Origin of the sequence: Longimicrobium sp. (assembly GCF_036399935.1) — a bacterium.
Classification (GTDB): domain Bacteria; phylum Gemmatimonadota; class Gemmatimonadetes; order Longimicrobiales; family Longimicrobiaceae; genus Longimicrobium.
On record NZ_DASWMD010000046.1, the window covers coordinates 137,545 to 159,399 of the forward strand.

Below are 21,855 nucleotides of genomic sequence, written 5' to 3' on the forward strand. Positions count from 1 at the left end.
TCGGGCACCCGGCGATGGCGGGAACGGAGATGGAGGTCTGGGCCTGCATGGAACTGCCTTGGAGAGATGGTTTCGCCGCACGGCCGCCGTCCTTGGCACGACGTACCCGCGGGATGAGATTACCTGTTCACGAACCTCGTGGAGACAGACGGATGAGCGATAACAAGGACGATCTGCCGCTACAAGAGACGACGCGGGGCGAGGTGCCGGTTCGTCCACCTCGCGGATTTGGGACTCTGCTCGTCGACGCAGATGAAGTCCTTGTTCGTGTGCGAGCCCGCCAAACTGAGCTGGCGCGCAAAAAGAGAGCGGAGTTTCTCCGCGACTCCGACGATGCGAACCGCTAGCCGAGCCGTACCATGTCGCGCATCACGAGCATCAGCCGGGCGTAAGCGGCCACGTCCACCGCGGCCGTGAGCGCGTTGATGCGGCGGAATCGCGGTTCGTTCGAGGCGAAGTAGATCCCGTCCTCCCCCTTCGTCCTGCCGCCGATCGCCAGGTGGAAGAGCGAGGCGAACGCCATCTCGAACAGCAGCGTCGCGCGGATCGCATCCAGGTGCCGCCGCGCGACCCCATCCGCCGGCCCCCCGCGACCGTCCCGCCGCAGCGCCACCGTGATCAGCGCCAGATCCAGCGCGTCGTGCCCCACGCCATACGCCACCCGCCAGGAGTGTGTGCGGTACAGCAGCCACATCTCCGCCGAACCGCGCGCCACGAAGCTCATCAAATGCGCCTGCAGCGCGGCCCGTGCGCCCGGCGAGAGGTCGTCGCGGCGCAGGAGCGCGGCGGGGAGCACGAACCAGGAGATCAGCGTGTAGTTCAGCCACAGCGTCTTGGGGAGCGAGATGGGCCCGCCCACCCGGCCGCCCCGGTTCTGCTTGCGCGCAAAGGCGAACACCGCCGCCGTCACACCACCCGCCACCCACCCCCAGGCCGGAATCCTCCGCAGCACGCTCATCCCGCGGCCGGCGCTCCCCCAGCCGTGACGGCGGGCGTGGTGAGGCCGATGGGCCGGTCGTCCATCCGCGCCGAGGCGCGCACGAAGCGCGCGACGAAGCCCAGGTACGAGCGCCCGCCGACCGCGCGCGGCATCCGGTGCCACACCAGCTGGTGCACGCGCTTCAGGTTGTAGCTGGGTACCTCGGGAAACAGGTGGTGCTCCAGGTGGTAGTTCTCGTTGCGCAGAAAGAAGGCGACCACGGGGTGCGCCTGGATGGAGCGGCTGGCCAGGAACGGGTCGGCCGCGTCGGTGATGCCGTGCGCCGCCAGCGAGCGGACGTTCACCATCAGCCCCGCCGGGATGATCGGGAGCAGCCACGCGTGCACGAGCACCTGTGCCGGGACGATCCACGCGAGGAGGGCGTAGACCACGCCCAGCACCGCGTATTCCTGCACGATGCGGCGGCGGTCGCGCGGGGTGCCCTTCCGGTAGGCCACCACGGGAATCGCCAGGATGTAGACGAATGCGCCCAGGAACAGCCGCACGTAGTGCATCGTCCAGACGACGCGTGGATTGCCGCTGTAGTTGCGGTAGTCGTCCGGGTCCCGCGGGTCGCCCAGGTAGATGTGGTGCCGCTCGTGCAGCACCTGGTACGCGCTGAACGAGATCAGCAATGCGCTGCCCAGCGCCACGGATGCCCAGCGGTTCAGCTGCCGGCCGCGAAAGAGCGAGTGGTGGATGCCGTCGTGCAGCAGCAGCAGGCAGACGTGGATGGTGAGCGCCGCCAGCAGCGTCCCCGCCGCCCGCAACGCCCAATGCGCCGCGGACGGCGGCAGCGCCAGCCCCCACATCACCAGCGCCCCGCCGGCCACCCACAGCGCGCCAAAGGTAGCCAGCTCTCCCACCCGCTTGCGCGCGTCCGGCTGCCGAAGCGCCGCGATCTGCGCCTCGACCCCCGCCGAGATCCTCGCCCGCGCCGCGGCGGTGGCGCGCGCGGCCTGGTTGGGGCCGTGGTCCACCTCTCCGCGTATCGCGGCGCGCTCCGACGCCAGCTCTTCTCGATCCATGGTGACGTTCACGGAAAGAACCACGCGAGCAGCCCCGCCTGGGCGACCAGCGCGGCGGCGTTCAGCCCGTTGCGCGCCGGCGCCACCCCGAATGCTGCGCGCAGCGTTCCCGCCGATGCCAGCCGCGAGGCTGCGCGCACGCTCTGCAGGAGAATGGCGGCCGCGATCACCGAGCGGTGCCCCGCCGGGTCCATCGCCGCGCGCGCCAGCAGAAAGCCGAACGCGAGGGCGTACAGCCCCAGCATCCGCAGCGCATAGCTGAAGCGCTGCCCGGAGTCCCCCATCTCGATGCCGTACAGCCCGCGTGCCAGCCCCGCCGCGCCGCGCTGAAAGAAGATCGAGACCAGTCCCATCGACAGGTGGTACACCGCCAGAAGCGCCAGCACCGCGCGCAGAATCATCTCGCCCCCGCTCATCCTCGCTCCTTCTCTGCGGCTACCAGTCCGGCCACCGGCGCGAACACCTCGGCCCACTCCGTTCCCGCGTCCAGCGCCGGGGGCTTGATGGAGCCCGCCCGCTGCCCGCGCGCAGTGCACACCCGCTCGTACGCGCGCTCGCCGTCCGTGACCGCGACCCCTTCGATGGCGTCCAGCTGGCCCAGCTGCCGGCAGAGGCCGTAGTGGTGCGCGTCCAGCAAAATCCGCTCGACGGCCCGGGCGAGCGCGCGCACGTGCGGCGCGGGCGCCTCGGCGTACAGGCGATAGCGCGGCGGCTCGCCCCAGGCGGGCGCGAGAAGCGCGAACGATGGATGGACGCCCGTTTCCGCCACCGCGCGCGCCAGGACCTGCTCCACCAGTTCCGGCGTCAGCTTTTCCCCGGCCAGGTCGCTCGCCCGGTCCGCCCGGCCGACGAAGCGTAGGGTGGGCGTGCGCTCCAGCCGGCCCTCCACGCGCACGCGGTCCTTCAGCCGGTAGCGATAGAGGCCGCCACCGGTGGTCAGCACCACCTCGTACGTGGCGCCCGCCTCCAGTTCGTGCACGCCGGCCGCGGCGGATGCGTCCCCGTCCGGCAGGAACTCCAGGTAGTGCGACGTCACCGCGGCCACGGGCGCATCGGCGCGGAACAGGGGGATGGAGACGACCCCCTCCGTCGCGAGCAATCCCTTTCCCTGCACCTCGACGCGCGGAAAGCGCCGCGCCATGCCCTCCAGCGCCCGCCGGGCGTGTCCGTCCGCCCAGCAGGAGACCAGCGCCAGCCGCGGCCACACTTCGCCCAGGTCCTCCGGCGCACGTGGTCCGAAGCGGCGGTGGAGATGGCGGGCGAGGTCGGGCCGCGCGGGGAGCGCCCGCTCCAGCGCGCCGCGCAGTTCCGGGGCGAGCGCGGCGGGAAGGCGGCCGCTCTCCATCGACGCGAGGACGTCTTCCCACGCCTCGTCCAGCGCACCGGCCAGGAGCGTGAGGAACGACGGGCTCCACACGGAGATCATCGCCAGGTCGGGCATGGCGAGCAGCGCGCGCAGCGTCACCCGCCGGCAGGCGGCCAGGTCGGGGATGCGCGAGACGGCGCGCGGCACCCCCAGCGTGCGGTCCAGCAGCGCCCGAGCAAGGGGCGGAAAGTAGTCGCTGTCGTGCTCCATCCCCACGGGAATTCCACCCTCCGTCCGCGCACGCCGCCGCGCCGGAGGCGACACCGCCCAGTACGCGCGTCCGCCGCGCAGGGCGGGGCGGCTGCGCAGCAGGTCGGCGATCCACGGGAGCGTCGCCGCGGAGAATTCCGCCAGCAGCGGCGCGGTGTAGGGAATCTCCTTCGACAGCCCCGACGTGCCCCCGCTGGGCTCCACGAACCGCACCGGCGCGCGGGTCAATTCATCCGCCCGCCCGTCGCAGGCGCGGCGGACCCACGGCTCCAGCCCGGCGAAGTCGCGCACCGGGACGCACGCGCGGAAGCGGGCGGCATCGCGGATCTCTCCGAACCCGTGCTCCCGCCCGAACGCCGTCTCGCGGTTCTCGCGGACTATGCGCGCGAGGATGGCCGCCTGCGCCGCCGCCGGATCGCGCAGCGCCCGCGCGAAGCGCAGGGACGCGGGCGCGGCGGCGGCCCGGTACAGCGCGCCGGCGAGGCGGGGCCCCAGGCTCACCGCGCCCGCCGGCTAAAGACTCGCGCCCCGCAGATGCGGCCCGCCACGCGCGCCAGGTCGCGCAGCCGCACCTCCGCCAGGCAGGCCAGTTCCTCGCCGTCCGCGTGCCCGGGGTTCCGCTCCACGAAGAAGCGGACGTGCGGATTGGCGAGCACCGACGCGTCCACCGGGGCCACACCATCGCGGACGCGCTCGTGCGGCGTCGCGTAGCGGATGACACCCGCCGCCGCATCGTACTCCGCGCCGAACCGCTCCGCCGCCAGCACGTCCAGCGCGGCGCGAAGCTCCGGCGCCTCCGGCCGGTCGAAGCGGGGCACGGCGCGGGGAAAGGCGTTGGCCATCAGCAGGTACGTCCGCCAGCCCTTGGAGATGAGGAACCAGTACAGCGGCCGGCCCGGGTGGCGCAGCTTCAGGCGGAAGAGCAGGCTGGCGAAGGCGCTCTGCAGGATCTTCTGCCCCCAGCAGGAGCGGTCGATCACCGTGTCGCCGCTGAACACGAACATCGCCTCGCGCGCGCCGATGCGGACCGGCTGGTACAGCACGGTCGAAAACCCCCGCAGCGCGCCCGTGGCCCGGTCGCGAAGCAGGATCACCCGCTGCTTGCCGGCCAGGTCGCGCTCGAAGCGCTCCTGGTCGGCGCCCTCGTAGTGCGCGCGGAACAGGGCGAAGGCGGCGCGGCGGGTAACGTCGTCAAGATCGCCGGGGGCAACGACGGTGGCGCGGAGCCTGGCGGGTAGACCGGTGCGCGCGCCCGTGGTGGCGGGGCGCTCCGCGAGCGCGGGGGCGAGCGGCATGGTACAACTCGGGGTGGGGGGACCGCGGGCGGGCAGAAGAAGTGTACGCGTACGGTGTTACGTCTGTTCCGGAATATGGGCGCGAACGTGGATGGGGGGAAGTGCGGAGGCCGATCCCGTCCCTCGCCCGCACGATAGTGCCGTGCGGAGAGGGAAGAACGTCGATCGGGGTTCGAGGCCGGCAGCCCACGCGTGCCGGCGCGGCCGGGTGAGGGTCCTACGCCTCCAGCACTTCCGCCGCGAACGACTCGATCTCGAACGGCACCAGGTCTCCCATCTTTTCGCCCACGCCGATGAACTTCACCGGCAGGTCGAACTCCTCCTTGAGCGCCACCACGATGCCCCCCTTCGCCGTCCCGTCCATCTTGGTCAGCACGATCCCCGTCAGCGGCAGCGTCTGCCCGAAGGTGCGGATCTGCGCCATGGCGTTCTGCCCCGTGGTGGAATCGAGCACCACCAGCGTTTCGTGCGGCGCGCCCTCGAGCTTCTTGCCCAGCACGCGGTGCACCTTTTCCAGCTCCTTCATCAGGTCGGTCTGCGTGTGCAGCCGGCCCGCCGTGTCCACGATCAGCACGTCGGTGCCCTTGGCCACCGCCTGCTCGTAGGCGTCGAACGCCACCGCGGCGGGGTCGCGCCCCGGCTCGCTCCCCACGAAGTCGCACCCCACGCGCTCCGCCCACCGGCGCAGCTGCTCGACGGCGCCCGCGCGAAAGGTGTCGCCCGCGGCGATCATCACCCTGCGCCCCTGCCGCGTCAGGCGGTACGCCAGCTTCGCGATGGTCGTCGTCTTGCCCACGCCGTTGACGCCCACCACCAGGAACACGGTGGGGCCGCCCTCGTAGTTGAAGCGCAGCGCCGTGTCGGAGCGGCCGGGGCTGAGGATGGCGACGATCTCCTCGCGCACCGCGCGCAGGAAGTCGCGCGACGAGCGGGCGATGCCGCGCTCGGCCAGCTTCTCCACGACGTCCACCAGCCGCAGCGTGGCCGGCACGCCGAAGTCGGCCGCGATCAGCGTTTCCTCCAGCCCCTCCAGCGACCCCTCGTCCAGCCCCTTCACCAGCACCGAGACGTCGGTCAGCGCCACGTCGACGATGCGGTCCCACAGCGACTTGCTTCCTTCTTCCTTCTTGCGGAACAGACGAGCCATCAGCCTACCCGAGAAAAGCCGGCGCAGGGGCCGGCGTTCGTATTTCCAGATCCTTCGGGACGCGGGAATCTACCGCGCCGGGTGGCCGGGCGGAATGTCCCCACGCCCGAAAGCGGCGGCGGCGCGAGGGACCGTTCCCCCGCGCCGCCGCGCCCATCGCCGGTCCCGCCGGCGGCATCAGCCGATGTACTTGTCCGTGCGCCCCTTGCTGAGCTTGGCGCGTACCGCGGCCGCCGCCTCGAACTTGGTGACCTTGCCGTCGCGGTTCTGGTCCAGCCCGCTGTTCTGCTTGTACTGCTTGGTCGGCGCCGCGAAAAGCACGTAGTCGTTGGGCTTTCCGATGGCCCGGGGCCACAGGATGGCCATGTAGACGTCTTCGAGGGTGCGGACGTTGGGGTACGACTTGAAGTAGCGCTCCACGAAATCCAGCTGCTGCACGGCCGTCATCCTGGCGAGTGCCTCGGTGGTGGTGCCCAGGCCCTTGGCCGTCGACGGCATGAACTGGATGAGCCCCGTGGCGCCGCTCCCCGCCATGTTCTTCATGGACGGGCTGAACGATTCGCCGCTCTCGAACGCCATGCAGGCCATCAGGTAGTTGGGGTCGCAGCCGATCCCGGCAGAGATGGCGCGCACCTTCCGCTTGAACTCGGAATCCACCTTCTTTCCCCACGCCAGCGGCACGTCGTCCGTCGCCGCCTTGGGTGGGGGCGCTTCCCTGTCGTCCAGCGCCGCCCAGGTCTTGGGGCCCACGATGCCGTCGGGAACCATGTCTTCGCCGCGCTGAAAGGCGCGCACCGCCGCCTCGGTCTTGGGCCCGAACTGCCCGTTGACCGGAACCACCTCGAGCTTGGCCTGGACTTCGGCGACGAGCGGGTGCGTCATGCCGCGCCGCAGCGTGGGCCTGCCCGCCGCTCCCCCGCGCCCCGTCGGGGGCTCCACCGCGGGGATCAGCGCCAGGGGCGCCGCGGCGCCGGTGAGCACGGCCGACACCCGGGTCCGGAACTCGTTCATGTCGAAGGTGGGGTCGTGCTTCTTGTTCACCGTCCGCTCCCGGGCCCACTCCTTGTGCCCGATGCAGAACTCCACGCCCCGCCCCACGTGCTTCAGGATGGCCGCCACCCCCCGGTGGTACGCGTCCATCTGCACGGCCGGCCACTTGTCCCTGCCGTCGCCCTTGTTCTCGGCCTCGATGCCGAGGAAGTTCGTGTTTCCCTGCGTGAGCCCCCGCCAGTTTCCCGGGCCGGCATGGTTGCAGCGGCCGGCCGCGATGATGTAGAAGGTGCCGTCGCGCCCCAGGCCGAGCTGGGCCAGGGGGCCGGGAAGGTCGCTGCGCCCCCTGATCAGCACGTTCAGGCTCGGCATGTTGCTGCTGCCCTGGTCACCCGTGTGGTGGCAGATCACCCCCAGCACCTTGCCCATCTCGCCCCGGCCCCGGTTTTCCCACCCCGGGTGCGGCGCCACCTTCAGCCCCGCCGCCTTCAGCACGTGCGGCAGCCACGTAAGCGAGTACGGCATCAGGCTACCCCTCCTTCCGCGGGCGGAAGGTCTTCGTCTTCGGTAATCGTCTCCGGTTGCACACCGCACCCCTCGAGGTCGTTGTAGTTGTCCATGGGATCGGCCGGCGCGGCCGGTGCCACGGCTGCGGCGGCACCCCCCACTGCCGGGGGCTGTCCCACCGCACCCGCGCCGCTCGCCACGGCACCGCTGGCCGCGGGGGCTGCGGGGGCCGCCGGCGCGGCGGGAGCCACGGGCGTCCGGGCCTTGATCTGGCGGTCTTCCGAGTCTTCTTCGGGGCTCTTCTCGTGCGGCTTCACGGTGGAGCGGATCACCATCACCTTGTTCAGCACGTCGAACCAGAACGGCGCGCCGAGGGTCGCGGCCGCGGCCACCATCAGCCAGCCGAGAATGGGCGAGAGCACGTGCTCCCAAAGGCTCACGCGGGTCATCGCGAAGAGGGGAAGGCCGAGCAGGTCGCTGGCCTTCGTGCCGTCCGGCCGCAGGCGCCGCTCGACCTTCATCTCCATTCCGTCCCAGCCGATCGGCAGGCCCAGCGCGGCGAGCTCGCTCCTGGCCTGGGCGTACTCGGTGCGCTCGAGGAACTTGCTGTCCCGGCCCGCCGTTTCCGCCCGGGCGACCAGCGCCGTCCGCTCGGCATCGTGGGTGTACAGGTACTTGGCCATCCGCAGGGCGTCGATGTTCAGGAGGATGGCCACGACGAGGCCGATCCAGAAGATGATGGTCTGGCTGACGCGCTTGTAGCGCCCCGACACGCGGTCCATGGCGCTGTCGTACCACGACTCCAGGTTGGCCTGCGCCTTGTCGAGGCTGCCGTGGGCAGAGTCCAGCGCGTTCAGCAGCACGCGCTGCACGGGCGCATTCTGGATGTTCAGGATGTTGTTGCGGATGGTGTCTACCGAAACCACCTGCGTGGCCGTGGCGCTGGTCACCATGTCCGTCGCGGGGCCCCGGGCGGCCATGTCCATCAGGGCGACGGCAAAGTTCCGGGACGGGATGTACGACGGCAGGTCCCGGTTGCGCCCCGACAGCAGGCCCGGGGCCGCCGTCGTGGCCGGCGGCTCGTACTCGCCAAGGAACAGGCCGAAGATCAGCGGGTGCTCGAAAACGTTGCGCGCGAGGCCCGTGGCGTCCTTGTCGTGCAGAAGCTCGCGGATGGCGTGCTCCAGGTACGCCGAGCGCGTTTTCAGGTATCCTTCGAGCGCCTCGCGGATGGCCGTACAGATGATGCTGACGAGGATGAAGATGAAGATCACGCCGATGGCGACTTCGAGAATCACGGACCCGAACATGGGGATCTCTTGGCGACGGGAGGGGAACAGCTCGTGACGGGAAGGCGCGGCGCTGGGGACATCCGGAATTCGGGAAAATTCCACCCGGCGGCAGAACAGATATGCTGCACTTCAACCGTCCGCAAGAGTTTTGTTCAGGATCCATCTCGTGGATGGTGCGAGTCGTGCGTGCACCGCGTCCGCGGGCGAAAGCACCGTCGCCACTGAACCAGACGAGGAGAACGGGAATGAAGAAGCTGCGGCTGGAGATCGACGAATTGAGGGTGGAATCGTTTGCCACCGCCCACCCGGCCCACGAGCACGGGACCGTGCAGGCGCACGTGGGAACGCTGGTGGGCGGCTCGTGCCCGGTGGTCATCTGCCGAACCTACGACGACACGCTCTGCGGCATCACCCAGGCCTGCGACTAGCCGGCTGGGCTGCGAAACGACCGAAGCCCGCCGGATCGTCCGGCGGGCTTCGCTCGTTCCCGGGTCCAAGCGGCGGATCAGAGCGCCTTGATCTCCTGGACCAGCCGCTCGAGGGACTTCCTGGCGTCCCCGAACAGCATGCCCGTGCGGGGCAGGTAGAAGAGCTCGTTCTCCACCCCCGAGTAGCCCGCGGCCATGCTGCGCTTGAGCACGATTACGTTCCTGGCGCGGTCCACGTTCAGGATGGGCATCCCGTAGATGGGCGACGACGGGTCCGTGCGGGCCGCGGGGTTCACCACGTCGTTGGCGCCGATCACCAGCACGGCGTCGGTGCGCTCGAATTCGTCGTTGATCTCGTCCATCTCGAACAGCTGGTCGTACGGCACGTTGGCCTCGGCCAGCAGCACGTTCATGTGGCCGGGCATGCGTCCCGCCACCGGGTGGATGGCGTACTTCACCCGCACCCCGCGCGCCTGCACCAGGTCCACCAGCTCACGGATCACGTGCTGGGCCTGCGCCACGGCCAGCCCGTACCCCGGCACCACCACCACCTGTCCGGCGTACGCCAGCAGCACCGCCGCGTCGTCGGGCGTCACCGTGCGCACCGTCAGCCCGGCGGCGGAGCGCGCGCCGCCCTCCGCCGCGCCCCCGCCGAACCCGCCCACCAGCACGTTCAGCAGCGACCGGTTCATGGCGTCGCACATGATCTTGCTGAGGATGATCCCCGACGCGCCCACCAGCGCCCCGCTGACGATCAGCGCCTGGTTCTCCAGCACGAACCCGGTCGCCGCCGCGGCCAGCCCCGAGTACGAGTTGAGCAGCGAGACCACCACCGGCATGTCGGCCCCGCCGATGGGAATCACCAGCAGCACGCCCAGCACCAGCGCCACCACGCCCAGGACGAGCGTGGAGACCGCTAGCGGGCCGGCGTCGAAGCCCGAGTCGCCCAGCATCACCAGCGGAAACGCGACCGCGGCGACGGCCACCAGCGCGAGCAGGCTGGTGACGAGGCGCATCCCCGGGAACGACACCGGGTTGCCGGAGATCTTCCCGTTCAATTTTCCGAACGCCACGAAGCTCCCCGAGAACGTTACCGCGCCGATCAGCACGCTCAGGGTGATGGTGATCACCAGCCGCCCGTCCAGCGCCGCCAGCCCGTGGCGGGCGAAGGCGGAGCCGGCGAACCCCTCCGCCTGCGCCGCGGTGTAGCGGCTGACCTCCGCCCACGCCACCAGCGCCGAGGCCGCGCCGCCCAGCCCGTTCAGCGCCGCCACCATCTCCGGCATCTGCGTCATCTGCACCCGCACGGCGAGCAGAATCCCCAGCACCGTACCGAGTGCCAGTCCCCCGGCGATCATCCACGGCGACAGGATGCGGGCGGACGCCAGCGTCGCCACGATGGCGATCAGCATTCCCACGGCCGAGAGGCGGTTGCCCGCGCGCGCGGTGGCGGGAGAGTTCATCCGCTTGATGCCGATGATGAACAGCGCCGCCGCGGCCAGGTACGCCAGGTTCACCAGCGTGCTCATCGGCCGTCTCCGGCCCGTGTGTCACCCTGCTTGGCCGGCTCGCGCTTCTTGAACATCTGCAGCATGCGGTCGGTCACCAGGTAGCCGCCCACCACGTTGATCGTCGCCAGCACCAGCGCGACGAAGCCCAGCCACTGCGCCACGGGCGAATCCACCATCCCGGTGGCGGCGATGGCGCCCACGACGGTGATGCCGCTGACCGCGTTGCTCCCCGACATCAGCGGCGTGTGCAGCGTCTGCGGGACCTTGCTGATGATCTCGACGCCGACGAACGACGCGAGCACGAATACCACGAGCAGGGTTACGACCATTGGGGCGCGGCGTGAGGGGGAGGGAAAAGCGTCATCAGGCGGGCGCGAGGAGGGCGCGGACGCGCTCGTTCAACACCTGGCCGCCGGCGGTGACGCACATCCCGCTAAAGATCTCGTCGTCCTCCGCCGGGGCGAACGCGCCGTCCCTGGCGAAGTACCCGACCAGGGCCGCCATCGTGCGCGCGTACATCTGGCTGGCGTGCACGGGCATTTCGGCGGGCAGGTTCAGCGGGCCGTAGATGCGGACGCCGCCCGCGTGCGACGCGACGCCGGGGCGGGTGAGCGCGCAGTTGCCCCCGTTGGGCGCGGCCAGGTCCACGATCACCGAGCCGGGCTGCATCCCGGCCACGGCTTCTTCGGACACCAGCAGCGGCGCGCGCCGGCCGGGGACCAGGGCCGTGCAGATCACCACGTCGTGCGCGGCGACGTGGGCACCCAGCAGTTCCACCTGGCGCCGCTGCCGCTCGTCGTCCAGCGCGGCCGCGTACCCGCCGCCGCCCTCGGCGCCTGCCGTGTCCAGGTCCAGCGTAATGAAGGTGGCGCCCAGCGAGCGGGCCTCCTCTGCCGCCGCCGCGCGAACGTCGTACGCCGACACCACCGCGCCCAGCCGCCGCGCCGTGGCGATCGCCTGCAGCCCCGCGACCCCGGCGCCCAGGACGAGCACCTTGGCGGGCCGCATGGTCCCGGCGGCGGTGGTGAGGAGGGGAAAGAAGCGGGGCAGCGCCTCGGCGGCCAGCAGCACCGCGCGGTATCCGGCGACGGTCGCCATCGCGGAGAGCGCGTCCATGCTCTGGGCGCGGGTGGACCGCGGCACCAGGTCCATCGCCAGCGCGGTGGCGCCCGTGGCGGCGATGCGCTCCATCCGCGCGGCATCGTCCAGCGGCCGTATGAGGCCGACGACCACGCTTTCCGGCCGCAGGTGCGCCAGGTCGTCCTCGCCGGGGCCGTTCACCGTCGCCAGCACGTCCGCGCGCAGCACTTCGCCGCGGGTGACCACGTGGGCGCCCGCGGACTGGAACGCGTCGTCCGGAAAGTACGCGGCCTCGCCCGCGCCGCTTTCGACGAGAACCTGCATGTCCTGCGCGGCCAGCTTCGCGCAGATTTCCGGGACGAGCGCGACGCGGCGCTCGCCGAGCGCGGATTCCCTGGGAACTCCGATCTGGAGCGGCATGGGGGCGGGGAACGGGAAGGATGGGTAGCAAGTGGATGCAGCGTAACCGCGCGCGGGGACGAACGCCAGAGGATTCTACCGGACGGTGTGTGGGGCGGATGCGCGGCGCCCCCGTCCGCGCGGTGGCGGACGGGGGCGCTTGCGAGTGCGCTTGCGATCAGATGCCGAGCCGGCGCGTCAGCCGCGGTTCGCCTCGTAGCGGCGGGCCACCTCGTCCCAGTTCACCACGTTCCACCAGGCGGTGATGTAGTCGGGACGGCGGTTCTGGTAGTTCAGGTAGTACGCGTGCTCCCACACGTCCAGCCCCAGGATTGGCGTGCGGCCCTCCATCAGCGGCGTGTCCTGGTTGGGCGTGTCGACAATGGAAAGCCCGCCGGCGTCGGCCACGAGCCACACCCAGCCGCTGCCGAAGCGGCCTTTGCCGGCGTTGGCCCACGCCTCCTTGAAGGCGTCGAAGCCGCCGAACGTGCTCTCGATGGCGTCGCCCAGGGCGCCGGTGGGGGCGCCGCCGCCGTTGGGGCCCATCACCCTCCAGAACAGGCTGTGGTTGGCGTGCCCGCCGCCGTTGTTGCGCACGGCGCCCTTGATGTCCGCAGGCACCTCGTCCAGCCGGCGCATCAGCGCGTCGATGTCGTCGCCGGCATTGAAGTCGGGGTGCTTGGCGAGCGCCGCGTTCAGGTTGTCGACGTACGTCTTGTGGTGCTTGCCATGATGGATCTGCATCGTCTCCGCATCGATGTGCGGCACCAGCGCCTCGTGCGCGTACGGCAGCTCGGGCAGTGTAAACGCCATTCCTCCACCTCCCTCAGGGTTGATCAACGGGTCTGGTCCAATCCGCCGCGGGGCTCCGCACTCCCGCCCCGCCGAAGCAGGACCAATGTAGGCCGCAACGTTTGTTCCGCCACCCGCGACGGGGCATCATGCAGACGGAGAAGCTGCTCGATCAGTTCGGCGGCTGCGCGTGGAGGTGGATGATCTCGCCGGGACCAATCCGGTCGAGCGCCATGGCGATTTGGGGAGTGAGGGGCGAGAGTTCCGCAAGGCGGGCGCGGAAAGCATGAAGCACGATGAGCCCGACGCGGGAACGAGGAATGTTCTGCTGATACTCCATCCGTCGGTCGATGGTAATAAGCACGGCAAAGCCTGCCTCGCGCATCTGGCGAAGCAGGAGCCCGTTCTTGAGGCCTTTCCATCCCATGCGCTCGACGGTGGAGACCTCGTGCGGCGACAGTCCGCTGACCAGCTCCGCGAGTTCGGCGGGTACCTGCTCGTCAAGCAGCGCGCGCAAGTTGCTCCAGAGCGCCCGCGGCTTCAGTCAGCGCGGCGGTTGCCTGCTCGCGGCTCACGGTCGGGAATGAGCGAAGGAAGTCGTCGAGACTGTCGCCCTCGGACAGATAGTCAATCAGATTCTGAAGGGGCACGCGCGTGCCGACGAACACGGGGGTACCCCCCAGGATGTCCGGGTCGCAGTGGATGACGGATGCGAGCTCGATCATGGCGCATCTCCCGCGTGAGATCACGCGCTTCCAGGCGTGACAGCTATTCGAGTTTACTACCCACCTCGAAAGCTAGGCAGCAACGTTTGTTCCGCCACCCGTGTTCAGGTTACCGGTGCCCTTCCGCGGCAGCGGTCAGGTTGCCGGCCTGTTCGCCGGCATACACAAAGCACCCGGTCCGCAGTAGCGGCGAGGTTAGGCGTCGCCCATGTGGCGCAGAGCATGCGCGCCGTCCACCTCTCCGAAATTCACCAGCGCGGAGGCCCGGGCCCACGCGCTCAACGGAACCGCGCGCTGAACCGCACCGGCTCACGGGTCCCGTTCACCGCGCGTGCCTGCGCCTCCTGCGCCCCGGCGGGCCCGAGCGTCCAAGCGGCGCGCGCGAGGCCATCGGCATCGGTCACCATCGTCACGCGGTCGGCGTTCGGGGTGAGGGTGCCGCCGCCGCGCGTGACGGAGAACTCCACGGCGACGCCGCTCAGCGGGCGCTCGTGTTCGTCGGCGACGCGGACGATGAGGGGATCGGGGAGGCGTGCGCCCGGTGCGCCTTGCTGGCCGTCGCCCGCGTGCTTGTGGAGGGGCACGGGGAGGCGGACGGATCGCACGATGACCGTCCAGGTGCCGCACGGATACTCGGGGCCGCAATCCTGCGTTTCGAGCCGCGCTCCCGACGCGACCGCCCACAGGTTGATCATCGGCACCATCGGCGCGAAGGGGATGGCGCCGGGGGCCGGGTCGTCGCCGGCCGCGGTCCAGGCGGAGAACGGAGGGGCGTCGTCTCCGTGCCGGCTGGCGAAGCGGACGGAGCCGGGTGCCCAGTCGAACGTGTGGATGGTCGGGGACGCGAGCGGATCGGGGAGGGTGCGGCCGGGGACGTGGTGCGAGGCGGGCGCCCTGCGGCCGGTGCGGCGGCGGCCGGACGGGGCTGCGGGCCACACGGTGTAGACGGGCGGGGTGCCGATCACGTGGCCGTCGTCCGTCCGCAGCCACGACCGGTTGATCTCGACATCGATCTCGTTGTAGCCCCACACGCCGCGCCGGTCGATTCCCGACGGCCCACCGTACGAGAACATCGCGAACACGCCCCGCGGCGGAAGCGACGCGGAGGGCACGGGATCGATCCGGAACTCGTACCGGCCGAAGCCCAGCCGCGCCTCGGCGTCCGCGGCGCCGAGGGCGAGCTGCGCGCCCAGGAACGGCTCCCCGGCGGCGCGGCTCAGCCGGAGCACGAGCGCGCCGTCGCGGACCTCCACATGGCAGCGGCTCCAGCGAGCATCGCCCTGCATCCGCCCGGTGGACACGCGCCACCGGAATCCGGAGAACTCCACGATCTCCGGGCAGGGATCGGCCGTCATCGGGTTCGCGGGATGGAGTGAAACGCATCCGCCCGCCGCGGCCAGCGCCATACAGGCCGCCAGCAGCGGGGCGGGGATGCGCATGGGACGGATCGGCAGCGGTGGATCAGCCCTCCGCGACGCGAAGGATCACCTTGCCGGTGCCGTGGCCGGAATCCAAGGGAATGATCATCGTGCGCATTTCGCCTCGTATCCAGGAAATCGGGAGGCGCCGCGGGGGCCAGAAGCGTGCCGATCCGCGCTCAGCTGGGGAGTTGCATGGTAACCGTTGCGTTGCGGCACGCGGCCCCGCAGCGGCGGCCGTTGGGGTACTGCGCCTCGTACTTGGGCGTGAACTCCTGGCTGCGCGTACCCGCCGCGGTCGTGACGCGAATGGTCACGCGCTCCGGCATCAGGTCCGGGAAGATCACGGGGTCACAAAAGCCCGAGGGGCAGTCGAAGACGTGCGGCGTGGCGTCGCCGGGCACAATGGCCTCCACACGGAAAGCACCGGTCGGCTGGCTGGCGAACCGGACGTTTAGCCCGTCGAAGCAGCCGATCAGCGTGCAGGGACGAATGGGATTGCAGCCGGCCAGCGTGGCGGCGGCGAATGCGTAGAGGGCGGTGCGAAGGCGCATGAGAGCAGAGGCGATCGAGTGAGCAGGCGCGATGGTCTTCCCACAACGATCAACCCGCGCGGTCAAGGACAGGATGCACAGCACGCCAAGAGCGCCTCAGCCGGGGCCTGGCGCTTGAGGCACGATGAGCACTTCACCCGGTGTTACGGCGCTCAGGGCCTCGGAAACGTCTGAGACAAACGGTTGCAAATCGCGGAGCTTGGTACTCCCGGTAGCGAGGACGACGACGCCTATTTTGAGTTGCGCGATGTTCTGCTGGAAGCGGAGATTTCGATCGGCCGTCAGGAAGACGTCGAAAGCGACCTCTGCACGACGAAGCAGTTCGCCGTTCTTGATGCCCGACCAGCCTGCCTCCACTACCGTGTGGATGTCGAACCCGGTAAGATCTCGCCTAAGGGGACGCGGAACATCCTCATCGAATAGAACTCGTCTCACGCTACTCTCGCGAGAGCCGCTCGGGCGGCCATCTCCAGGAATCCGATGGCCTGCTCGCGTCGCACGCTCGGGAAGTGGTCCAAGAACTCGTCGACGTCGTACCCCCCCTCCAGGTATTCGACAAACGTCTGCACGGGTACACGCGTCCCCACGAACACCGGCGTTCCACTATGGATTTCGGGATCGCGATGGAACACGGTGCCATCCGGGAGCGCGATGGGGCGGGATTCGGGGCCAGGCATTGGAACCTCTGCTCGGGTTGATCGCGGCGCACCAACAAACTGCGGCTCGTCCGATTCTTCGTCAACGCGGCAGAACGCGTACCCGTCCAGCGAGGACGAGGCATTCTGGGGAAATCAGGTCCCCGGCCGCATGCCCAGCGCGGAGGCGGGAACCTGGTAGATGTCGGCCGAGCCGCTGCGGTCGCTGTTGAAGTACAGCGTCCTGCCGTCGCGCGACACGGCGGGCCCGTACTCGTAGCCCGGCGAGTTGATGGGCGCCGGAAGGTGCTCGGGCGCGCTCCAAGCCCCATCGCGGAACCGGCTGATGAACAGGTCGTCGCCGCCCAGCCCCAGCGGATGGTCGGTCACCACCAGGATCATCCACGACCCGTCCGGCGACACCCAGAGGTCGGATTGGCTCTGCGCGTCGTTGACGGGCGGGGGCAGGTGCTCGGCCGCGCCCCAGCCCTGGCCGCGCCGGGGGATGCGGAAGATGTCGGAGCGGCCCAGCGTTCCCGGCCGGCGCGAGGCGAGGTACAGGTCACCTCCTGGGCCGCTGGCGGCGTGGATGTCGGGCTCGTCGGCGTTCACCGGCGCGGGAAGGACGACGGGAGCCGACCATCCACCCGCCGTGCGCTCCGCCATCCAGATGTTCATGTCGGTGCGCGTGTCGCCGGCCGCGCGCGGGCGGTTGGAGGTGAAGTACAGCGTGCGCCCGTCGGCCGAGAACCGCGGCGCGCGCGCACCCCATCGGTCGTCCGCGGAAAAGATCACCGGCGCCGGCGCGCCCCATCCGCTCCCCTGGCGCGGCGCCCGCACCAGCGTCTGCCGGTTGAACTCCTCGCCATCGTACACGGAAAACCAGAGCGAGCCGTCCACCGGATCGATCGAAGGAAAGTTCTCGTGGCGGGCGGTGGAGACCACGCCGGCCCCGACCAGCAGGGGCTCGGAGCCGCCGTTCGGGCTCGGCCCGCCGGCGGGGGCGCATCCGCACGACAGGAGCAGGCACGCCGCAAGCGCCAGGCGATCATTCATGCAAAGCATCTCCGCAAAGGGGTGTCAGTTCACGACGCTGCTTGCTAAACGCGCCTGTGCACGCTACTTTGCTCCCACGGTCAGTCAGCTTCAGCAGATGAGAGCAGCCTCTGCCTCGTGCCCGACTTCACGCCGGGCGCTACCGTGGTACGCGAACGCGGGTTCGAATCCCGCCTGGCCTATGAAGGGTCCTGCCTCCGGGTGGGGCCCTTCGCCTTTCCGGGGGCACGCGGCGTGCGCGTAAGGCGCGGCGTCACCTGCCCGGAGAAGACCGTGATCCGCAAGCCTCCCGTCATTGCCCTGCTGGCGCTATCGCTCCTTGGCGTGCCCGTTCGCGGGCTCCACGCGCAGGAGTTTCACGAAGACGTGAAGCACTGGTGCCAGGACTTCTGGATGCTCCCGCGCGCGGAGATCCTGGACTGCCTGATGCGCGACTACGCCGCCGCCGACGCCGAGCTCAACCGGACGTACCAGCAGGTGATGAGCTCGCTTCCCGATGAGCGGCGCGAGCCGCTGCGCGCGGAGCAGCGGGCCTGGCTGGCGCGGTACGACGCCACCCTGACCGCGTACTACTCGCGCCCGTGGGCCAACCACTCGCGCGTAAAGGTGCTCCCCTCGCAAATCCGCGCCGTGCGCGACCGGACGGCGTACCTCCGGCGCCAAGCCGGCGGCTAGCTCCTCACCCGCGCATCCGCCGCAGCTTTTCGCGTGCGATCCGCTCGCGTCGTGGGTCGGAGTTCAGCTCCAGGAACCGCTCGTAGGCGGCGATGGCACCCGCGCGGTCGCCCTGCTTCCACTTGACCTCGCCCAGGTTGGCGTAGGCGATGTCGCGGCGCGGGTTCATGCGGATCACCTGCTCCAGCTCGCGCCGCGCTTCGTCCAGCTGCCCGGCTTCGAAGAGCGCCCATCCCAGGTTGTTGCGGAACAGCACGTTGCCGGGCTCGCGCTGCACCGCGGCCCGCAGCCGCCGCACCGCGTCGCTCACCTCGCCCCGCTCGAACGCTCCCTCACCCTCGCGGTTCAGGCGGCGCGCCGCGGCATCCTGTGCGGGCGCCTCCGGCCGATCCGCAACCGTCGCCGGGGGCGGCTCCGGGCGATCGCTGACGCTCGCCGCCACCTGCGTGGGATCGGACGCGCTGGCCGGCGGCGGCGCCACGGCCTCGCCAGGGATGCCGCCCAGCATCGTGTCGCGCGCACCGGGATCGTCAGCGGAAGGCAGCTGTCCAGCACCCGGCGTGGCTGCCGGGGTGGCGGGCGCGTCCGGGCGCGACGCGGTGGGCGCCGGTGCCGGCCCGTCGCCCGACCGCCTCCCGAATGCCCACACCGCCCCGCCGATCAGGACGACGAGCAGCAGTGCGGCCAACGGCACGAATCGACGTGCGCCTGACTTCGTCGGTCCTCGCGGAGCGGTGGGCGCGGCGGGCCGCGGCTTCGGCTCCAGCTTGCGCGTGGGCTGCGGGACCGGCGTCTCGACAGGCGCAGGTGGCGGAGGAGCCTCCGTGGCCGGCGCGGCGACGGTCGGCTCCGGGGCGGAAGGCACGTCCCCGACCCACGCGATGGCGGGCACCTCCTCCGGCGGAGGCGAAGCGAGCGTGGACGACGCATCCGGCTCGACGACCGGGGCGGGCGGGACCACGACGCCGCGGGTCTCGGGCTCGCTCAGCGCCTGCGCCAGCGCCTCGGCCATGGCGCCGGCGTCGGGATAGCGGTCCTCCGGCTCCGCGGCCAGCGCGCGGTGAATGACCTCCGCGACGGGGCGGGGAAGGGCGGGGTCGCGCGCCCACAGCGGGATGGGCTCGTCCGGCCCCACCGGCTGCAGCAGGCGGTTGCCCGCGAACGGCCGCTCCCGGGCCAGCAGCTCGTACCCGATGGCGCCCAGGCTGAACACGTCGGAGGCAGGCGTGACATCGCGCTCGCCGCGGATCTGCTCGGGCGAGGCGTAGGCGGGCGACATGGCGATGCCGCCGGAATGCGTCAGCTGCGTGGCCTCGTCGCCCACCAGCCGCGCGATGCCGAAATCCAGCACGCACACCCGCACGAAGTCCGGCTGGTCGCCCGGCACCAGGAAAACGTTGCCGGGCTTCACGTCGCGGTGGATCAGCCCCGCCTGGTGCCCCTCGTTCACCCCGAGGGTGGCGTCGCGAAGGATGCGGAGCGCGAAGTCGAGCGGGACGGGATCGGGGCGGGCCAGGCGGGTGGAAAGGTCCTCGCCCCGCAGCAGCTCCATCACCAGGAAGTCCAGCCCCAGCACCGGGTCGGTGCCGAAGTCGAACACCGTCACCACGTTGGGATGGTGAAGACGCGCGATGGCCTTGGCCTCGCGGTGAAAGCGCTTCCTCACCTCTTCCTGCAGCGCGGGCTTGGACGGGGTGAGCGTCATCACCTTGACGGCGACGGTCCGGCCCAGGCGCTCGTCGGTGGCGCTGTACACGGCCGCGAACCCGCCGCGTCCGATCACCTTCTCGATGTGGTAGCGGCCGGCCAGCTGGTGTCCGGCCAGCAGCCCCTCGAATCCTTGCATCGCCGTTGGGGTCGGGTGTCGCGTCATGCGCACGAAAGCCGAACGCACACCAGCAAAATGCAGTCCGGGCGACAACATACAACAGCAATCACGCAGAGGACGCGGAGAGAAAAGAGAGGACGCAGAGGGCCATGCGAGCGCCTCTGCGTCCTCTCCGTCCTCTCTGCGTCCTCCGCGTGAAACTGCCGTTGCCGTTACGGTCGCGACAATCCGTCCAGCTGCTCCTCGAGCCTGCGCGAGCGGCGGGCGATCAGCACCACGTAGCCGAACAGCAGCCCCCACGCGATGGCGAACGCGATGAACACGTGCCAGTAGGCCCGAAGGCTGCGGGGCGGGGCCTCGCGCGCGGGAAGCCCGGACGCGGCACCGGCCGGGGCGGGCTGGTACGTCGTAGTGGCGGCGCCCGTGTCCGCCTGCGCCCGCGCGGCGGAGGGCGCGGCGAGCAGGGCCAGCAGGGCGATGAGGACGATGCGGATGCGGCGCATGGAGGTTCGGCGGTCTGTGCGGGTCAGGCGGCGGGCCGCAGCTGGGCGGCCACCCGGGCGGCATCGATGCGGCGGCTCAAGCGCTCCACCACGTAGCGCGCCAGGAGCAGCGAAAAGAAGAGCAGCGTCAATGCGAGCATGTTCACCAGCAGCGTCTGCACCATCTCGGGCGCCGCGGTGGGGCCCTCGGGCTTCAGCACCACGGGCTTGGGGTGCTGGGTGCGGAACCACTGCACGCTCATGTGGATCAGCGGGATGTCCACGGCGCCCACGATGCCCAGCACCGCGGCGAAGCGCTTGCCCCGCTCGGGATCTTCCGTGGCCTGGCGCAGGACGAAATATCCCACGTAGATGAACCACAGCAGCAGCGTGAACGAGGTGCGCGCGTCCCACACCCACCAGGCCCCCCACGCGATCTTGCCCCACAGCGGCCCCGTCACCAGCACGATGGTGGCGAAGATCACGCCGAGTTCCGCCGCGCAGACGGAGATGGCGTCCAGCCGCTCGTCGCGCAGCCACAGGTAGCCCAGCGAGCACAGCGCCACGATGCCAAAGGCCAGGTACGCCACCAGCGCCGACGGCACGTGCACGTAGAAGATGCGCTGCACGATCCCCATCTCGCGCTCGGTGGGCGCGTAGAAGAAGATCATCCAGAAACCCCAGACCAGCGCGATCGCGGCCAGGAACCCCAGCCCCACCGACCATCGGCGGGTTCCCGCGAGCGACGCGTTCTCGTCCACCGGCACGTTCATCGTCGTCTATTCCTCCATCACGGCCCCGAACGCGGCCGTGCACACGAACAGAAAGATGAGGTCGAAGGCCAGCAGCATCCGCACGCTGCTCTCGATCTCGGAAAACGGCCGCCCGACCAGCAGGCGCTGCGTGGCGCTGGCGGCAAAGATCACCACGGGAATCAGCAGCGGCAGCAGCAGGATGGGGATCAGCGTCTCCCCCAGCCGCGAGTGCGCCGCCATCGCCGCGAACAGCGTCCCCAGCGCCATGAAGCCGATCGTCGCCAGCACCACCACGATCGCCAGCCCCCCCAGCGCCCCCGCGTACCGCAGCCCGAAGAAGAGCGCGTACACGGGAAAGATCACCAACTCTACGCAGGTGACGATGGCCAGGTTCGCCGCGAGCTTCCCCAGGTAGAACGCGCCCCGCGGGATGGGCGACACCAGCACGCCCGTCAGCGCATCCGCCTCGCGCTCCAGGGCGAAGGCGCGCCCCAGCCCCAGCGTACCCGCGAAGAGCACCGTCACCCACAGCATGGCGCCCGCGATGGTCGACGCCCGCACCCCCGGGTCCAGCGCGAAGCTGAACACCACCGCCACGAGGACGGCGAACGTAGCCATGGCCACGAACCGCTCGCGCGAGCGCGCCTCCAGCAGCAGGTCCTTGCGGGCCACCGCCCAGGCCTGGGCGAGATAGGCGGCCATC

General features: G+C 70.5%; 26 protein-coding genes and 1 tRNA gene. 4 read left to right on the top strand and 23 right to left on the bottom strand.

The genetic code is table 11. From position 1 onward, the window contains the following. Positions 1 to 152: 152 nt before the first annotated feature. Positions 153 to 347 carry a hypothetical protein gene (locus tag VGB24_RS14940; RefSeq protein WP_331073749.1) on the top strand — a complete coding sequence of 65 codons (195 nt, stop codon included), beginning with the start codon at positions 153 to 155 and terminating at the stop codon, positions 345 to 347. Here the strand turns inward: VGB24_RS14940 and VGB24_RS14945 are convergent. The 8 genes from VGB24_RS14945 to VGB24_RS14980 form a co-directional block, all read right to left on the bottom strand. Continuing rightward, positions 344 to 958, bottom strand: coding sequence for a hypothetical protein (locus tag VGB24_RS14945; protein ID WP_331073750.1), 615 nt, complete (start codon positions 956 to 958; stop codon positions 344 to 346). The genes VGB24_RS14940 and VGB24_RS14945 overlap by 4 nt on opposite strands. Then, a complete protein-coding gene (locus VGB24_RS14950) occupies positions 955 to 2,007 on the bottom strand; it encodes a fatty acid desaturase (protein WP_331073751.1) in 1,053 nt (350 codons plus the stop codon). Before VGB24_RS14950 ends, VGB24_RS14945 begins: the two co-directional genes overlap by 4 nt. A gap of 8 nt (positions 2,008 to 2,015) precedes the next feature. Further along, positions 2,016 to 2,423: a hypothetical protein gene (locus tag VGB24_RS14955; protein WP_331073752.1), complete on the bottom strand. Its 408-nt coding sequence runs from the start codon at positions 2,421 to 2,423 to the stop codon at positions 2,016 to 2,018. Then, entirely contained in the window at positions 2,420 to 4,084 is a 1,665-nt protein-coding gene (locus VGB24_RS14960) for a GH3 family domain-containing protein (protein WP_331073753.1), read from the bottom strand. The genes VGB24_RS14955 and VGB24_RS14960 overlap by 4 nt, the downstream gene beginning before the upstream one ends. After that, positions 4,081 to 4,878: a hypothetical protein gene (locus VGB24_RS14965; RefSeq protein ID WP_331073754.1), complete on the bottom strand. Its 798-nt coding sequence runs from the start codon at positions 4,876 to 4,878 to the stop codon at positions 4,081 to 4,083. Before VGB24_RS14965 ends, VGB24_RS14960 begins: the two co-directional genes overlap by 4 nt. A gap of 217 nt (positions 4,879 to 5,095) precedes the next feature. Continuing rightward, entirely contained in the window at positions 5,096 to 6,025 is a 930-nt protein-coding gene (ftsY, locus tag VGB24_RS14970) for a signal recognition particle-docking protein FtsY (protein WP_331073755.1), read from the bottom strand. 177 nt (positions 6,026 to 6,202) lie between these two features. Further along, positions 6,203 to 7,540: an N-acetylmuramoyl-L-alanine amidase gene (locus VGB24_RS14975; RefSeq protein ID WP_331073756.1), complete on the bottom strand. Its 1,338-nt coding sequence runs from the start codon at positions 7,538 to 7,540 to the stop codon at positions 6,203 to 6,205. After that, positions 7,540 to 8,832: a hypothetical protein gene (locus VGB24_RS14980; RefSeq protein WP_331073757.1), complete on the bottom strand. Its 1,293-nt coding sequence runs from the start codon at positions 8,830 to 8,832 to the stop codon at positions 7,540 to 7,542. Before VGB24_RS14980 ends, VGB24_RS14975 begins: the two co-directional genes overlap by 1 nt. A 227-nt stretch (positions 8,833 to 9,059) precedes the next feature. Between VGB24_RS14980 and VGB24_RS14985 the strand changes: the two genes are divergently transcribed. Further along, on the top strand, positions 9,060 to 9,242 hold the full coding sequence (locus VGB24_RS14985) for a hypothetical protein (protein ID WP_331073758.1): 183 nt from the start codon (positions 9,060 to 9,062) through the stop codon (positions 9,240 to 9,242). 77 nt (positions 9,243 to 9,319) lie between these two features. On the opposite strand, the gene VGB24_RS14990 is transcribed toward VGB24_RS14985, so the two are convergent. The 11 genes from VGB24_RS14990 to VGB24_RS15040 all read right to left on the bottom strand — a co-directional run bounded on the left by VGB24_RS14990 (position 9,320) and on the right by VGB24_RS15040 (position 17,412). Then, positions 9,320 to 10,771 (bottom strand): NAD(P)(+) transhydrogenase (Re/Si-specific) subunit beta, encoded by a 1,452-nt coding sequence (locus tag VGB24_RS14990; protein ID WP_331073759.1) that lies wholly within the window; start codon positions 10,769 to 10,771, stop codon positions 9,320 to 9,322. Then, positions 10,768 to 11,082 carry an NAD(P) transhydrogenase subunit alpha gene (locus VGB24_RS14995; protein ID WP_331073760.1) on the bottom strand — a complete coding sequence of 105 codons (315 nt, stop codon included), beginning with the start codon at positions 11,080 to 11,082 and terminating at the stop codon, positions 10,768 to 10,770. Before VGB24_RS14995 ends, VGB24_RS14990 begins: the two co-directional genes overlap by 4 nt. Positions 11,083 to 11,116: 34 nt before the next feature. Beyond that, positions 11,117 to 12,253: an NAD(P) transhydrogenase subunit alpha gene (locus tag VGB24_RS15000; protein WP_331073761.1), complete on the bottom strand. Its 1,137-nt coding sequence runs from the start codon at positions 12,251 to 12,253 to the stop codon at positions 11,117 to 11,119. A gap of 177 nt (positions 12,254 to 12,430) precedes the next feature. After that, positions 12,431 to 13,045: a superoxide dismutase gene (locus tag VGB24_RS15005; protein ID WP_331073762.1), complete on the bottom strand. Its 615-nt coding sequence runs from the start codon at positions 13,043 to 13,045 to the stop codon at positions 12,431 to 12,433. A 151-nt stretch (positions 13,046 to 13,196) separates the two neighbouring features. Continuing rightward, positions 13,197 to 13,541: a hypothetical protein gene (locus VGB24_RS15010; protein ID WP_331073763.1), complete on the bottom strand. Its 345-nt coding sequence runs from the start codon at positions 13,539 to 13,541 to the stop codon at positions 13,197 to 13,199. After that, positions 13,525 to 13,749, bottom strand: a complete 225-nt coding sequence (locus VGB24_RS15015) for a DUF433 domain-containing protein (RefSeq protein ID WP_331073764.1) — start codon at positions 13,747 to 13,749, stop codon at positions 13,525 to 13,527. The genes VGB24_RS15010 and VGB24_RS15015 overlap by 17 nt, the downstream gene beginning before the upstream one ends. A gap of 278 nt (positions 13,750 to 14,027) precedes the next feature. Beyond that, positions 14,028 to 15,188 (bottom strand): hypothetical protein, encoded by a 1,161-nt coding sequence (locus VGB24_RS15020; protein ID WP_331073765.1) that lies wholly within the window; start codon positions 15,186 to 15,188, stop codon positions 14,028 to 14,030. A 158-nt stretch (positions 15,189 to 15,346) separates the two neighbouring features. Beyond that, positions 15,347 to 15,721, bottom strand: coding sequence for a hypothetical protein (locus VGB24_RS15025; protein WP_331073766.1), 375 nt, complete (start codon positions 15,719 to 15,721; stop codon positions 15,347 to 15,349). A gap of 96 nt (positions 15,722 to 15,817) precedes the next feature. Further along, complete coding sequence (locus VGB24_RS25365) at positions 15,818 to 16,156, bottom strand: DUF5615 family PIN-like protein (RefSeq protein ID WP_349263924.1); 339 nt, start codon at positions 16,154 to 16,156, stop codon at positions 15,818 to 15,820. Continuing rightward, on the bottom strand, positions 16,153 to 16,398 hold the full coding sequence (locus VGB24_RS15035; protein ID WP_331073768.1) for a DUF433 domain-containing protein: 246 nt from the start codon (positions 16,396 to 16,398) through the stop codon (positions 16,153 to 16,155). The genes VGB24_RS25365 and VGB24_RS15035 overlap by 4 nt, the downstream gene beginning before the upstream one ends. Positions 16,399 to 16,512: 114 nt before the next feature. Next, complete coding sequence (locus VGB24_RS15040) at positions 16,513 to 17,412, bottom strand: hypothetical protein (protein ID WP_331073769.1); 900 nt, start codon at positions 17,410 to 17,412, stop codon at positions 16,513 to 16,515. A gap of 77 nt (positions 17,413 to 17,489) precedes the next feature. Here VGB24_RS15040 and VGB24_RS15045 point away from each other — a divergent pair. After that, a tRNA-OTHER gene (locus VGB24_RS15045) sits at positions 17,490 to 17,594 on the top strand. 91 nt (positions 17,595 to 17,685) lie between these two features. After that, positions 17,686 to 18,087 (top strand): lysozyme inhibitor LprI family protein, encoded by a 402-nt coding sequence (locus tag VGB24_RS15050; RefSeq protein ID WP_331073770.1) that lies wholly within the window; start codon positions 17,686 to 17,688, stop codon positions 18,085 to 18,087. 4 nt (positions 18,088 to 18,091) lie between these two features. Here VGB24_RS15050 and VGB24_RS15055 read toward each other — a convergent pair whose 3' ends face one another. The 4 genes from VGB24_RS15055 to VGB24_RS15070 form a co-directional block, all read right to left on the bottom strand. Beyond that, positions 18,092 to 19,933 (bottom strand): protein kinase domain-containing protein, encoded by a 1,842-nt coding sequence (locus tag VGB24_RS15055; protein ID WP_331073771.1) that lies wholly within the window; start codon positions 19,931 to 19,933, stop codon positions 18,092 to 18,094. A gap of 194 nt (positions 19,934 to 20,127) precedes the next feature. After that, positions 20,128 to 20,418, bottom strand: a complete 291-nt coding sequence (locus VGB24_RS15060) for a CcmD family protein (RefSeq protein WP_331073772.1) — start codon at positions 20,416 to 20,418, stop codon at positions 20,128 to 20,130. 23 nt (positions 20,419 to 20,441) lie between these two features. Next, on the bottom strand, positions 20,442 to 21,170 hold the full coding sequence (gene ccsA, locus VGB24_RS15065) for a cytochrome c biogenesis protein CcsA (RefSeq protein ID WP_331073773.1): 729 nt from the start codon (positions 21,168 to 21,170) through the stop codon (positions 20,442 to 20,444). A gap of 6 nt (positions 21,171 to 21,176) precedes the next feature. Then, the gene (locus tag VGB24_RS15070; RefSeq protein WP_331073774.1) at positions 21,177 to 21,854 is read right to left on the bottom strand and encodes a heme exporter protein CcmB; all 678 of its coding nucleotides are present in this window, start codon (positions 21,852 to 21,854) and stop codon (positions 21,177 to 21,179) included. Position 21,855 lies beyond the last annotated feature (1 nt).

Bases quoted from the DNA above. Each gene is read 5' to 3' on its own strand.
- VGB24_RS14940 (WP_331073749.1), top strand. From the start codon at position 153: ATGAGCGATAACAAGGACGATCTGCCGCTACAAGAGACGACGCGGGGC.
- VGB24_RS14945 (WP_331073750.1), bottom strand. From the start codon at position 958: ATGAGCGTGCTGCGGAGGATTCCGGCCTGGGGGTGGGTGGCGGGTGGT.
- VGB24_RS14950 (WP_331073751.1), bottom strand. From the start codon at position 2,007: ATGGATCGAGAAGAGCTGGCGTCGGAGCGCGCCGCGATACGCGGAGAG.
- VGB24_RS14955 (WP_331073752.1), bottom strand. From the start codon at position 2,423: ATGAGCGGGGGCGAGATGATTCTGCGCGCGGTGCTGGCGCTTCTGGCG.
- VGB24_RS14965 (WP_331073754.1), bottom strand. From the start codon at position 4,878: ATGCCGCTCGCCCCCGCGCTCGCGGAGCGCCCCGCCACCACGGGCGCG.
- ftsY (WP_331073755.1), bottom strand. From the start codon at position 6,025: ATGGCTCGTCTGTTCCGCAAGAAGGAAGAAGGAAGCAAGTCGCTGTGG.
- VGB24_RS14975 (WP_331073756.1), bottom strand. From the start codon at position 7,540: ATGCCGTACTCGCTTACGTGGCTGCCGCACGTGCTGAAGGCGGCGGGG.
- VGB24_RS14980 (WP_331073757.1), bottom strand. From the start codon at position 8,832: ATGTTCGGGTCCGTGATTCTCGAAGTCGCCATCGGCGTGATCTTCATC.
- VGB24_RS14985 (WP_331073758.1), top strand. From the start codon at position 9,060: ATGAAGAAGCTGCGGCTGGAGATCGACGAATTGAGGGTGGAATCGTTT.
- VGB24_RS14990 (WP_331073759.1), bottom strand. From the start codon at position 10,771: ATGAGCACGCTGGTGAACCTGGCGTACCTGGCCGCGGCGGCGCTGTTC.
- VGB24_RS14995 (WP_331073760.1), bottom strand. From the start codon at position 11,082: ATGGTCGTAACCCTGCTCGTGGTATTCGTGCTCGCGTCGTTCGTCGGC.
- VGB24_RS15000 (WP_331073761.1), bottom strand. From the start codon at position 12,253: ATGCCGCTCCAGATCGGAGTTCCCAGGGAATCCGCGCTCGGCGAGCGC.
- VGB24_RS15005 (WP_331073762.1), bottom strand. From the start codon at position 13,045: ATGGCGTTTACACTGCCCGAGCTGCCGTACGCGCACGAGGCGCTGGTG.
- VGB24_RS15015 (WP_331073764.1), bottom strand. From the start codon at position 13,749: ATGATCGAGCTCGCATCCGTCATCCACTGCGACCCGGACATCCTGGGG.
- VGB24_RS15020 (WP_331073765.1), bottom strand. From the start codon at position 15,188: ATGCGCATCCCCGCCCCGCTGCTGGCGGCCTGTATGGCGCTGGCCGCG.
- VGB24_RS15025 (WP_331073766.1), bottom strand. From the start codon at position 15,721: ATGCGCCTTCGCACCGCCCTCTACGCATTCGCCGCCGCCACGCTGGCC.
- VGB24_RS15035 (WP_331073768.1), bottom strand. From the start codon at position 16,398: ATGCCTGGCCCCGAATCCCGCCCCATCGCGCTCCCGGATGGCACCGTG.
- VGB24_RS15040 (WP_331073769.1), bottom strand. From the start codon at position 17,412: ATGAATGATCGCCTGGCGCTTGCGGCGTGCCTGCTCCTGTCGTGCGGA.
- VGB24_RS15055 (WP_331073771.1), bottom strand. From the start codon at position 19,933: ATGCAAGGATTCGAGGGGCTGCTGGCCGGACACCAGCTGGCCGGCCGC.
- VGB24_RS15060 (WP_331073772.1), bottom strand. From the start codon at position 20,418: ATGCGCCGCATCCGCATCGTCCTCATCGCCCTGCTGGCCCTGCTCGCC.
- ccsA (WP_331073773.1), bottom strand. From the start codon at position 21,170: ATGAACGTGCCGGTGGACGAGAACGCGTCGCTCGCGGGAACCCGCCGA.
- VGB24_RS15070 (WP_331073774.1), bottom strand. From the start codon at position 21,854: ATGGCCGCCTATCTCGCCCAGGCCTGGGCGGTGGCCCGCAAGGACCTG.